This is a genomic window from Nocardioides sp. Z50_6 (assembly GCF_058215755.1).
The window spans coordinates 81,408-93,043 of sequence record NZ_JBZAJB010000011.1 but is presented as its reverse complement, the minus strand read 5'-3'; the positions used below and the strand labels follow the sequence as shown (position 1 = coordinate 93,043).

The following is an 11,636-nucleotide window of genomic DNA, read 5'->3' as shown; positions in this document are numbered from 1 at the left end:
CCCGGAAGTTAAGCCTTTCAGCGCCGATGGTACTGCAACCGAGAGGTTGTGGGAGAGTAGGACGCCGCCGGACATACTTTGAGAAGAGGGACCGCCTTAGGGCGGTCCCTCTTCGTCATTTCACGGCCTTTGCCTAGCGTGGGGCCTGCTCGACGATGGTCGGGCTGAGCTCAACGAGCAGGGGTGTCGCGGACGGCCCTCATGTACACGCCGATGGTGGGCTTGGGCTGGAACGAGGTGGCCTTCTCAGGCAGCAGCCGTCCCTCGAGTGAGGCGCGCTCCACCTCCGCGTAGCTCGGGGCGGGCAGGAGCACCGCCACGCCCGTCGACGTCCTGATCTCGGTCTCCGCCTCCTCCACGGTGTGCCGGTAGGAGGTGGTCAGCCGACCGGTGTTGCGCACCCGCGGGAGCAACGTGCCGTGGAGGTGTTCCACGGCCGTCTCCGCGTGGCTGCCGGGCCTGACGGTGAGCCAGGTCGTCGAGTCGGTCATCACCCAGGTCTGCGGTGAGAGCGAGGCGATCGCGGCTTCCCGGTGGGCATGTGCCACCTCCCCGCCGGTGGCCCGCACGGCCCGGGCGACGTCGTCGAGACGGACGCCGTGGAGAACCCGGTGGATGGCACCGAGGTGCAAGGGAGTGTCGGCCTGGTCGACGACCATCGCGAGTCCGCGGTCCCACGGGGTGCCGGAACGACGTTCCTGGAGTCGGAGGTAGGCCGCGTAGCGATGGTGGCCGTCGGCGATCAGCAGCGGGTTCTCGACGAGGCCAGCGGTCAGCTCCGCTTGGTGATCAGGGTCGGTGATCCGCCACTGACGGTGCTGCTGGCCCGCGTGGTCGACGTAGTCGCGGTCGGCCGGTGTCTGGGAGACCGCGTCGAGGGCCCGCCGGTTCGCGGGACTCCCGCGGTGGACCAGCAGGATCGGAGCCGGGTTGAGGGCCAGCTCGGCCATGCGCTCGGCAAGCTCGTCCGCCTGTTCGGGGTGGATGGCCTCGTGCGGCAGGATCGCGCGATCCTCGGGACGAGAGGCTCGGGTCGAAAGATCGAGCGCTCCGACGAGGCCTCGCACAGTCACCCCCATCACGGTGTACTCGTGCAGGTGGAGCGCGCGCACGTCGTCCCTGGTGAGTCGCCCGCTCTGCTCCCAGGTGGTGAGGCGGCGCGCGGCCTGTCGGTAGGGTCGGGACATCGGGCGCAGGTTGCCCAGCTCTCCGCCGTGATCGGGGGCGAGCTGCAACGCGCGGAACGGGTGCAGGAGTGCCGGGCGACGCGGGGAGAGCGGTACCTCGAAACCTCGCGCCACCTCTTCAGCCGTCATCGTGACAATCCTAGGCGTCGACACCTGGGACCGAGAGGAAGGACACCGGAGGAGCCATGCTGCGTCATTGCCCGGACCCCCTGACCGCACAGCACGACCTGGTCATGTTCGACCTGGACGGCGTGGTCTACATCGGCGACGAGCCGGTGCCCGGCGTCGCCGACGACCTGGCCCGGCTCCGGGACCTGGGGGTGGGTGTCGCGTTCATCACCAACAACGCCTCGCGGACCCCGGAGGAGGTCGTCACCCGGCTGGGCGGCATGGGGATCCCGGCCGGCGCGGGCGACGTGGTGACCTCCGCTCAAGCGGCGGCCGCGGTGCTGGTCGACCGCTACGGGCCCGGGGCCCGCATCCTGGTGCTCGGGGGTGAGGGTCTGCGGCAGGCGCTGTCCGCGGTCGGGCTCGAGCCCGTGGCGACCTTCGATCCGTCGGTGGTCGCGCTGGCCACCGGCTACGGGCCCGACGTGCTGTGGCGCGACGTCATGCGGGCGGCGGTGGCGGTGCGGGACGGCCTGCCCTGGGTGGCCAGCAACACCGACCTGACGATTCCCACCCCCTACGGTCCGGCGCCGGGGCACGGGGTCCTGGTGCGCACCATCGCCGAGTTCGCCCGGGCGGTGCCCAAGGTCGCCGGCAAGCCGTCCGCGCCGCTGCTGGAGGAGACCGTGCGCCGGATCGGGGGGAACGCGCCCCTGATGGTGGGGGACCGGCTCGACACCGACATCTCGGGGGCCGCCGCGCTCGGCCTGGACTCGCTGCTGGTGCTGACGGGCGTCAGCGGTCTTGCCGAGCTTGTCGCGGCACCACCCGACCAGCGTCCGTCCTACCTGTCGCCGACGCTGGCCGGTCTCTTCGAGGCCCACCCCGCGCCGGCTCCTGATGGTCGTGGGGGCTGGACCTGCGGTGGGTGGACGGCGCGACCCGAGGCGGGGCGCCTGGCGGTCGCCGGCGCCGGCTCGGCGGGGGACTGGTGGCGGGCGGTCGCCACGGCGGGCTGGGCGCACCTCGACAGCGCCGGGACCGTGGCCGAGACCAGCGGGTTGCGCCCCCCGGCTGACGAGTCCGCCCCGCTGGGTCGTCGGAGGTGACCGGTAGCCTCAGCGGCATGGATCACGAAGCCGTCGACGAGCCCCGCCACGGCACAGGCGAGGGCAGCGAGGTGCCCGGGCGCCGGGCCGCCACCGAACGCGTCGGCGTCCCGGCGGTGGACGCCGTGCTCGAGGAGATCGAGTCGGTCAACGACCTGCCGGTCGCCGAGCAGGTGGCTGTCTTCGAGCGCGCGCACGAGCGGCTGCGGCGTGCCCTGGACCCCGGCAGCCCTGCCACCCCCGCGTCGGGCTCCGTCCCGGTCGCGGAGAGCTGAGCCGCCGCCGTGGCACCGCGCCGCCTCAGACTCGACCAGGAGCTGGTGCGCCGGGGCCTGGCCCGGTCCCGGGAGCACGCGAGCGCGCTGGTCGCCGAGCGCCGGGTCAAGGTGGCGGGGGTGGTGGCGACCAAGCCGGCCACCGGCGTCACCACCGACGTGGCCCTCGTCGTGGTGGAGGACGCGAGCCGGCCGGAGTTCGCGTCCCGCGGGGGACACAAGCTGGCGGGAGCGCTGGACGCCTTCGCCGCCCAGGGTCTGGACGTGGCGGGCAAACGCTGCCTGGATGCCGGTGCCTCCACCGGCGGGTTCACCGACGTCCTGCTGAGGGCCGGGGCGCGTGAGGTCCTCGCGGTCGACGTCGGCTACGGCCAGCTGGTCTGGCGTCTGCGCCAGGACGACCGGGTGGTGGTCCACGACCGCACCAACATCCGCGACCTCACCCCGGAGGTCGTGGGAGAGCCCGTCGACCTCGTCGTGGGCGACCTCTCCTTCATCTCCCTCGTGCTCGTCCTGGACGCCCTGCTGTCGGTCACCGCGCCCTCGGGCGCCCTGGCGCTGATGGTGAAGCCCCAGTTCGAGGTCGGCAAGGACCGCGTCGGCAAGGGCGGGGTGGTGCGTGACCCCGCGCTCCGAGCCGAGGCCGTCCAGAAGGTCGCCGACGCCGCGGCGGAGCGGGGGTGGGGGGCCGCGGCCGTCTGCACCAGTCCGTTGCCCGGGCCCTCGGGCAACGTGGAGTTCTTCCTGCTGCTCCGCCAGGGGCCGCCCGCCATCGACCACGACGCCATCAGGGCCGAGGTCGAGCGCGCGAGCTCGTTGTCCCCTCCGGATGAGAAGGTGTGAGCGTGACCGACCCCCAGGCCTCCGTGCGCCGCGTCCTCCTGCTGGCCCACACCGGCCGTGAGGAGGCCAGGAAGGTGGCGCGCGCCTTCGTGGACGCCCTGACCGGCCACGACATGGTGGTGCGTCTGCTGCGGGCCGAGGCCGACGCCCTCGGGATCGACCCTGCCTCCCGAGAGCCGGTCGTCGAGGTGGTGGACGAGGGCGGGAACCCGGGTCTCGACTGCGAGGTCGCCCTCGTCGTGGGTGGCGACGGCACGCTCCTGCGCGCCGTCGAGCTGACCCACCTCAGCGGGACGCCCCTGCTCGGAGTCAACCTCGGGCACGTCGGCTTCCTCGCCGAGGCCGAGGTCGACGACATCGAGTCGGTGATCGACGCCGTCGTGCACCGTCGCTACACCCTGGAGGAGCGGCTGACCCTGGAGGTGAGCATCTTCCAGGACAAGGAGCTCGTCGCCAGCACCTTCGCGCTCAACGAGGCCAGCGTCGAGAAGGCGGCCAGGGAGCGGATGCTGGAGGTGGTGGTCGAGATCGACGGACGACCCCTCTCCCGGTGGGGCTGCGACGGCGTCGTCTGCGCCACCCCGACGGGCTCCACCGCCTACAACTTCAGCGCCGGCGGTCCCGTGGTCTGGCCCGGTGTCGAGGCGCTGCTGATGGTCCCGATCAGCGCCCACGCGCTCTTCGCCCGGCCGATGGTGGTGGCTCCCACCTCGGTGCTGGCCGTCGAGGTGCTCGCCGGCACCGAAGGCGCCGGCGTGCTGTGGTGCGACGGGCGCCGGACCGTCGACCTCGCCCCCGGGGCCCGGATCGAGGTCCGGAAGGGTGCGCACCCGGTGCGGCTCGTCCGGCTGCAGGAGGCGCCCTTCACCGACCGGTTGGTGGCCAAGTTCGGTCTCTCCGTCGAAGGGTGGCGGGGCGCGGCCGAGCGTCGTCGTCCGCCGATCACGGAGGTCGCCGAGACGGCAGGGAAGGGCGGAGCCGATGCTTGAGGAGATCCGGATCCGCTCCCTGGGCGTGATCGAGTCATCGACCCTGGAGCTCGGCCCCGGCCTGACCGTGATCACCGGGGAGACGGGCGCCGGCAAGACGATGGTCGTCACCGCGCTGGGGCTGCTGCTCGGTGGCCGGGCCGACTCCGGTGCGGTGCGCAAGGGGTCGAGCGCGGCCCGGGTCGAGGGGGTCGTCGACGCGCGTCGGCTGGAGTCGTTCAGCGCCGAGGTCCTGGACGCCGGTGGTGAGGTCGAGGAGGGTCGTGTGGTGCTGGCCCGCAACATCTCGGCCGAAGGCAGGTCGCGGGCCTGGATCGGCGGGGCCGGAGTGCCCGCCTCCAAGCTGGCCGCGGTCGCGGAGCCGCTGGTGGCGGTCCACGGCCAGTCCGACCAGCACCGGCTGCTGCGCCCCGCCGCCCAGCGGCTGGCCCTCGACCGCTTCGGGGGCGAGGAGGTCGCGCGGCTCCTGGCCGCCTACCAGAGCCTGCACGTCCGGCTCACCGAGGTAGAGACGCGCCTGCACGAGGTGGTCTCCTCGGCCCGGGAGCGGGCACGTGAGGCCGACCAGCTCCGGTTCGCCCTCCAGGAGATCGAGGCCGTCTCCCCGGAGCCGGGTGAGGACGCGGCGCTCGCCGCGGAGGAGTCGAGGCTCGGCTTCGCCGACACCCTGCGCACGGCCGCCGAGGTGGCGCGCGAGGCGCTCTCCAGCGACCAGGACGCGCCGGACGCGCTGGGGCGGGCCTCCAGCGCGCGCTCCGCTCTGGAAGGGGTGCGTGAGCACGACCCCGAGGCCGGTCAGCTGGCGGAGCGTCTGGGGGAGCTGACCTACCTCCTCTCCGACCTCGCGGCCGACGTCGCCTCCTACGCCAGTCGGCTGGAGACCGACCCGTTGCGGCTCGCCGCGGTGAGCGAGCGGAGAGCGGCCCTGGTGGCCCTCACCCGCAAGTACGGCGAGACGATCGACGAGGTCCTCGAGTGGTCCGGCCGGGCCGCGTTGCGCCTTGTGGACCTCGAGGACACCGACGACACCATCGCCGCACTCCGGGCCCAGCAGGCCGACCTCAGGGCCCGGCTCGCCGCCGCTGCCGGGGAGCTGTCGGCGGCAAGGCAGGAGGCCGCGGTGCGCTTGGGGCGCGAGGTGACCGACGAGCTGACGCTGCTGGCGATGCCGCACGCCACCCTCGAGGTCGTGGTCTCCCAGCAGGAGGTGCCGGCCGACCTGCCCGTGGTCACCGAGGGCGAGCACGGTGCCCCCGCGACGGGCGCCCCGCTGGAGGTGGGCGGTCGGCGGGTGCGCTTCACCGCCACCGGGATCGACGACGTGGAGCTCCTGCTGGCGGCCAACGCCGGGATGAGTCCCCGTCCTCTCGACAAGGGCGCATCGGGCGGTGAGCTCTCCCGCGTGATGCTGGCCGTGGAGGTCGCGCTGGCGGGCACCACGCAGGTACCGACCTTCGTCTTCGACGAGGTCGACGCCGGGGTGGGTGGCCGGGCCGCCATCGAGATCGGTCGTCGGCTCGCCCGGCTGGCCCAGGACTCGCAGGTCCTGGTGGTGACCCACCTGCCGCAGGTCGCCGCCTTCGCCGACCGGCACATCGTGGTCGCCAAGGCCAGCGACGGCTCGGTGACGACCTCCGGACTGACCTCGCTCACCCCCGAGGAGCGGGAGCGCGAGCTGTCCCGGATGCTCGCCGGCGTGGACGACTCCGACACCGCTCTGGCGCACGCGCGCGAGCTGCTGGAGGCTGCCCGCCCGACGACGCGCTGACGAGGACACGGTCCCCATCTGGGGCCCTCCGGCCTGACAGCATGGGCGGGTCATGAAGTTCGCCACCAAGAACCGTCCTGCCCCCTCCCTGCCGGGAGTGGAGGGCACCGCGCGCGCCGACCGGCGCACCCGCGGACTCCTCGCCCGCCTCAAGACCGGCGACGTCGCCGTCCTCGACCACGTCGACCTCGACCGGGCCACCGCCCAGGCCCTCGTCGACGCCGGAGTCGTGGCCGTGCTCAACGCGTCCGCGATGATCTCGGGACGCTACCCCAACCTGGGCCCCAGCGTGCTCGCCGCGGCCGGCGTCCCGATGGTCGACCTGCTCGGCCCCGCGCTGCTGACCCAGGTGAAGGACGGAGCGACCCTGCGGGTGCTCGACGGGGAGGTGCAGGTCGGCCAGGGCGTCGTGCTGGCCGGTCGTCCGCTCGACCAGGAGACGATCACCGCCCAGCTCGAGGACGCCCGACGCGGGCTCGCCCACCAGCTCGACAGCTTCACCCACAACAGCAGCGAGTTCCTCCGGCGCGAGCAGGACCTCCTCCTGCACGGGCAGGGGGTGCCGAGGCTCACCACCAGCTTCGCCGACCGCCCGGTGGTCGTGGTGGCCCCGGGTGAGGACCACGAGGCGGAGCTGCGCCTGGTCCGCGGCTTCATCAGGGAGCAGCGCCCGGTGCTGCTCGGTGTCGACTCCGGGGTGGAGGCCATCGTCTCCCAGGGGCTGCGGCCCGACGTGGTCGTGCTCTCCGACGCCCGCGACGAAGGTCCCTCGGTCAAGGCGCTGCGGGCCGCCACCGACGTGGTGGTCCGCGTCGACCGGGGTGCCGCGGCGTCGGTGACCGACCGGTTCTCCAAGCTGGGGCTCAGGCCGCTGCGCTTCGAGTCGACCGCCACCGCCGAGGACGCCGCACTGGTGCTGGCCGACGCCGGGCACGCGTCGGTGATCGTCGGCGTCGGCATGCACGCCACCCTGGCCGACTTCCTGGACCGCCAGCGCTCCGGCATCGCGAGCACCTTCCTCACCCGTCTCAAGGTGGGCCCGCGTCTCGTGGACGCCACGGCCGTGCCCACCCTCTACTCCGGCCGGGTCCGGCCGCGCCACCTCGTCGCCGTGCTCGTCGCCGGGCTCCTGGCGCTCTCCGCGGCGGTGGGGACCACCCCCGTCGGCCAGGAGTGGGGGGACGCCCTGGCCGGCCAGACCATCGACCTCGTCGACTACCTGCAGGGAAAGCTCTCGTGATCTCCTTCCGTACCCACCTCGTCACGCTCGTCTCCGTCTTCCTGGCCCTGGCCGTGGGGGTCGTCCTCGGTGGCGGTCCGCTCAGCGAGGTCGGGCGGGGCGACGGGGGCGGCGAGGACGTCTCGCAGCTGCGCACCGTCGCCGCGGAGGACGCCCGGCGGGCCGACGCCGCGGACCGCTTCGCCGCCGAGGCCGCAGCCCCCCTCTACGCCGCGCGTCTGGCCGAGCGCCAGGTGGCCGTGGTCACGCTGCCGGGGGCGTCCGAGGACGTGACCACCGCGCTGACCGAGCAGGTCGCCCTGGCGGGTGGAGCCGTCAGCGTGGTGCAGCCCCTGTCGGAGTCGCTGCTCAACCCGACGGAGAAGTCGCTCGTCGACACCCTGGGCACCCAGCTTGCCGCCCAGCTGCCCGCCGGCACCGTGGCGGAGGACGCCACGACGTACGACCGGATCGGGCGTCTGCTGGGGCTCACGCTCGCCTCGGCGGTCGCCGAGGGGGAGAACGTCAACGGTCCGTCCGGCGCCGTCCTGGAGAGTCTCCTCGGTGCCGACCTGATCCCCGAGGCGCCCGCGCGGCAGCGCCGGGCCCCCCTCGTCCTGGTCGTCCTCGGTGACGAGGTCGACGGCGAGGGCGGGGACGCGTTGCTCGCCGGCCTGCTCACCGGGCTCTCGGCCTCGGCAGTGGGGGTCGTGGTCGCCGAGGAAGGCACCGAGGACGCCCAGCTCGCGCGGCTGCGTGCCGAGGACTCGCTGGCCGCGCTCACCACGGTCGACGGGGTCGGCGCCACCACCGGACAGGTGGCCGCGACGATGGGTCTCATCCGCGCTCTCAGCACCAAGGGTGGCGCTTTCGGTGCGTCGGGTGCGGACGGAGCGATCCCACTCGGGTAGCATGGAACCCCGTGAAGAACCCGACGCCCACCAAGCACGTATTCGTCACCGGGGGCGTCGTCTCCTCCCTGGGAAAGGGACTGACGGCCTCCAGCCTCGGTAGCCTGCTGAAGTCACGGGGCCTCCGGGTCACCATGCAGAAGCTGGATCCCTATCTCAACGTGGATCCCGGCACGATGAACCCCTTCCAGCACGGCGAGGTGTTCGTCACCCAGGACGGCGCCGAGACCGATCTCGACATCGGCCACTACGAGCGGTTCCTGGACACCGACCTCTCCCAGATCGCCAACGTCACCACCGGCCAGGTGTACTCCAGCGTCATCGCCAAGGAGCGGCGCGGCGACTACCTGGGCGACACGGTCCAGGTCATCCCGCACATCACCAACGAGATCAAGGACCGCATCCTCGCGATGGGCGGCCCCGACGTCGACCTGGTGATCACCGAGATCGGCGGCACGGTCGGCGACATCGAGTCGTTGCCGTTCCTCGAGGCCGCCCGTCAGGTGCGCCACGAGATCGGCCGCAGCAACTGCTTCTTCATCCACGTCTCCCTGGTGCCCTACATCGGCCCGTCAGGGGAGCTGAAGACCAAGCCCACCCAGCACTCGGTCGCCGCCCTGCGCAACATCGGCATCCAGCCCGACGCGATCGTGTGCCGCGCCGACCGCGACCTGCCCGGCGGCATCAAGCGCAAGATCGCGCTGATGTGCGACGTGGAGGACGAGGCGGTCATCACCTGTGCCGACGCCCCCTCCATCTACGACATCCCCAAGGTGCTCCACCGCGAGGGCCTCGACGCCTACCTGGTCCGCCGGCTCGACCTGCCGTTCCGCGACGTCGACTGGTCGCTGTGGGACGACCTGCTGCGCCGGGTGCACCACCCCAAGGAGGAGGTCACCATCGCGCTGGTCGGCAAGTACGTCGACCTGCCGGACGCCTACCTGTCGGTCGCCGAGGCGCTGCGGGCGGGCGGGTTCGCCCACGAGGCGAAGGTCAACCTGCGCTGGGTGGCCAGCGACGAGTGCACCGCCCCGGCGGGCGCGGCCCGCCACCTCTCCGACGTCGACGCGATCTGCGTTCCGGGGGGCTTCGGCATCCGCGGCCTGGACGGCAAGCTCGACGCCCTGACCTACGCCCGCACCCACAAGATCCCCACCCTGGGGCTCTGCCTGGGCCTGCAGTGCATGGTGATCGAGTACGCGCGCAACGAGGCCGGGCTCACCGAGGCGGGCTCCACCGAGTTCGACCCCGACTGCCCCGAGCCGGTGATCGCCACCATGGAGGAGCAGAAGTCGATCGTCGAGGGGGCCGGGGACCTCGGCGGGACGATGCGGCTCGGCTCCTACCCGGCCGACCTGGTCCGCGGGTCGGTCGTCGCGGAGGCCTACGGCGAGACGCGGGTCGAGGAGAGGCACCGGCACCGCTACGAGGTCAACAACGCCTACCGCGAGACCCTGGAGAAGGCCGGTCTGGTGGTCTCCGGGACCAACCCCGACCTCGGGCTGGTCGAGTTCGTCGAGCTGCCGCGTGAGGTGCACCCCTACTACGTGGCCACCCAGGCGCACCCCGAGCTCAAGTCGCGTCCCACCCGGCCGCACCCGCTCTTCGCCGGCCTGGTCGGCGCGGCGCTGGTCCGGCAGAAGGAGCTCCTGATCCCGATCACCGACGAGCAGCAGGTCTCGTGACCGACGACCTCGCGGACCGGCCCATGCAGTGGCCGGTGGTCTCCACCCGGGAGATCCACCGCGACGACTGGGTCGTGGTGGTCCGCGAGGACGTCGTGACCCGGCCCGGCCACCCCGAGGAGCGGTTCTCCCGCCTCGCGGTGGAGCATCCGGGCGCGGTGATGGTGCTGGCCGTCGACGCCGACGAGCGCGTCCTCTGCCTGCGGCAGTACCGCCACACGTCGCGCCACGAGTTCATCGAGCTTCCCGCCGGCCTGCGCGACGCGGGGGACGAGCCGCCGGTGGAGACGGCCAAGCGGGAGCTCCGCGAGGAGGCCGAGCTGGCCGCCTCGGACTGGACCCTGCTGCTGAGCACCTTCGCCTCGGCGGGAATCACCGACGAGGTCCACGAGATCTACCTGGCCCGCGGGCTGTCCCACGCTCCGCGAGGCGACTTCGAGCTCCGCCACGAAGAGGCGGAGATGGAGTCCCTCTGGGTCCCCTTCGACGACCTCCTGGCCGCCGTCCTCGATGGACGGGTGCGCCAGGGGCCGACCGTGCAGGCCGTCCTCGCCTACCAGGTCCAGCGCGGCCGGTTCGTCGAGCAGGGCCGCGATGACGTCCGCTGACCTCACCCGTTCGATCCGCACCTACCTCGACCACCTGGGCGTCGAGCGCGGCCTGGCCGCCAACACGCTCTCCTCCTACCGCCGCGACCTGCGGCGCTACGCCGACTTCCTCGCCGCCCAGGGGATCGACCGGCTCGACGCGATCGAGGAGAGCACCGTCTCCTCCTTCCTGGTCCGCCTGCGCGAGGGGGACCAGGAGCACCCGCCGCTCAGCGCGACCTCGGCCGCGCGCACGGTCGTGGCGGTGCGCGGGTTCCACAAGTTCGCCCTCCGCGACGGGCTGGCCACCCACGACCCCGCCTCCGCGGTGCGGCCGCCGTCGCCGACCAAGCGACTGCCCAAGGCGCTTCCGCTCTCCGACGTGGAGGCCATCTTGGAGGCTGCCGGCTCACCCGGGACCCCGCTCGCGCTGCGCGACCGCGCCCTGCTGGAGGTTCTCTACGGCACGGGCGCCCGGATCTCCGAGGCCGTGGGGCTGGACGTGGACGACGTCGACACCGTCGACAGCACCGTCCTGTTGCGCGGCAAGGGGTCGAAGGAGCGGCTGGTGCCGGTGGGGTCCTTCGCGCTGGAGGCGGTCTCGGCGTACCTGACCGCGGGACGGCCCGCGCTCGCCGAGGGCAGCGCCGCGGCGCGCAACGCCGGCGCCCTCTTCCTCAACTCCCGGGGCGGTCGCCTCTCCCGGCAGAGCGCCTGGGCCGTGCTGGTCAAGGCAGCCGACCGGGCCGGGGTCACCAAGGACGTCTCGCCGCACACGCTGCGCCACTCCTTCGCCACCCACCTCCTCGACGGCGGGGCCGACATCCGGGTGGTGCAGGAGCTGCTCGGCCACGCCTCGGTGACCACCACGCAGGTCTACACCCTGGTCACCGTCGAGAGCCTGCGCGAGGTCTTCGCCACCGCCCACCCCCGGGCCAGGGCATGAGGGGCGCGC

11 protein-coding genes and 1 rRNA gene are annotated in these 11,636 nt (G+C 73.0%); 11 read left to right on the top strand and 1 reads right to left on the bottom strand.

Going from position 1 to position 11,636, the window contains the following annotated elements; translation table 11 throughout:
• Positions 1-73 (top strand): 5S ribosomal RNA (gene rrf, locus AC4BGE_RS18520); the annotation flags it as partial.
• 97 nt (positions 74-170) lie between these two features.
• On the opposite strand, the gene AC4BGE_RS18515 is transcribed toward rrf, so the two are convergent.
• Positions 171-1,316, bottom strand: coding sequence for a DUF1015 family protein (locus AC4BGE_RS18515; RefSeq protein WP_490576243.1), 1,146 nt, complete (start codon positions 1,314-1,316; stop codon positions 171-173).
• 56 nt (positions 1,317-1,372) lie between these two features.
• On the opposite strand from AC4BGE_RS18515, the gene AC4BGE_RS18510 reads away from it, so the two are divergent.
• The 10 genes from AC4BGE_RS18510 to xerD are packed head-to-tail and all read left to right on the top strand — an operon-like array spanning position 1,373 to position 11,627.
• On the top strand, positions 1,373-2,404 hold the full coding sequence (locus tag AC4BGE_RS18510; RefSeq protein ID WP_490576242.1) for an HAD-IIA family hydrolase: 1,032 nt from the start codon (positions 1,373-1,375) through the stop codon (positions 2,402-2,404).
• Positions 2,405-2,421: 17 nt separating this feature from the next.
• The gene (locus AC4BGE_RS18505; protein ID WP_490572601.1) at positions 2,422-2,679 is read left to right on the top strand and encodes a hypothetical protein; all 258 of its coding nucleotides are present in this window, start codon (positions 2,422-2,424) and stop codon (positions 2,677-2,679) included.
• A 9-nt stretch (positions 2,680-2,688) separates the two neighbouring features.
• Positions 2,689-3,522, top strand: a complete 834-nt coding sequence (locus AC4BGE_RS18500) for a TlyA family RNA methyltransferase (protein ID WP_490572600.1) — start codon at positions 2,689-2,691, stop codon at positions 3,520-3,522.
• A 2-nt stretch (positions 3,523-3,524) separates the two neighbouring features.
• Positions 3,525-4,511 (top strand): NAD kinase, encoded by a 987-nt coding sequence (locus AC4BGE_RS18495; RefSeq protein ID WP_490576241.1) that lies wholly within the window; start codon positions 3,525-3,527, stop codon positions 4,509-4,511.
• Complete coding sequence (gene recN / locus AC4BGE_RS18490) at positions 4,504-6,279, top strand: DNA repair protein RecN (RefSeq protein WP_490572598.1); 1,776 nt, start codon at positions 4,504-4,506, stop codon at positions 6,277-6,279. The genes AC4BGE_RS18495 and recN overlap by 8 nt, the downstream gene beginning before the upstream one ends.
• A gap of 52 nt (positions 6,280-6,331) precedes the next feature.
• The gene (gene steA / locus AC4BGE_RS18485; protein ID WP_490576240.1) at positions 6,332-7,519 is read left to right on the top strand and encodes a putative cytokinetic ring protein SteA; all 1,188 of its coding nucleotides are present in this window, start codon (positions 6,332-6,334) and stop codon (positions 7,517-7,519) included.
• Positions 7,516-8,409: a copper transporter gene (locus AC4BGE_RS18480; protein ID WP_490576239.1), complete on the top strand. Its 894-nt coding sequence runs from the start codon at positions 7,516-7,518 to the stop codon at positions 8,407-8,409. Before steA ends, AC4BGE_RS18480 begins: the two co-directional genes overlap by 4 nt.
• Positions 8,410-8,420: 11 nt before the next feature.
• Positions 8,421-10,094, top strand: coding sequence for a CTP synthase (gene pyrG / locus AC4BGE_RS18475; protein WP_490576238.1), 1,674 nt, complete (start codon positions 8,421-8,423; stop codon positions 10,092-10,094).
• Entirely contained in the window at positions 10,091-10,702 is a 612-nt protein-coding gene (locus AC4BGE_RS18470) for an NUDIX domain-containing protein (RefSeq protein ID WP_490572594.1), read from the top strand. Before pyrG ends, AC4BGE_RS18470 begins: the two co-directional genes overlap by 4 nt.
• Entirely contained in the window at positions 10,689-11,627 is a 939-nt protein-coding gene (xerD, locus tag AC4BGE_RS18465) for a site-specific tyrosine recombinase XerD (protein WP_490572593.1), read from the top strand. Before AC4BGE_RS18470 ends, xerD begins: the two co-directional genes overlap by 14 nt.
• The last annotated feature ends 9 nt before the right edge of the window (positions 11,628-11,636 follow it).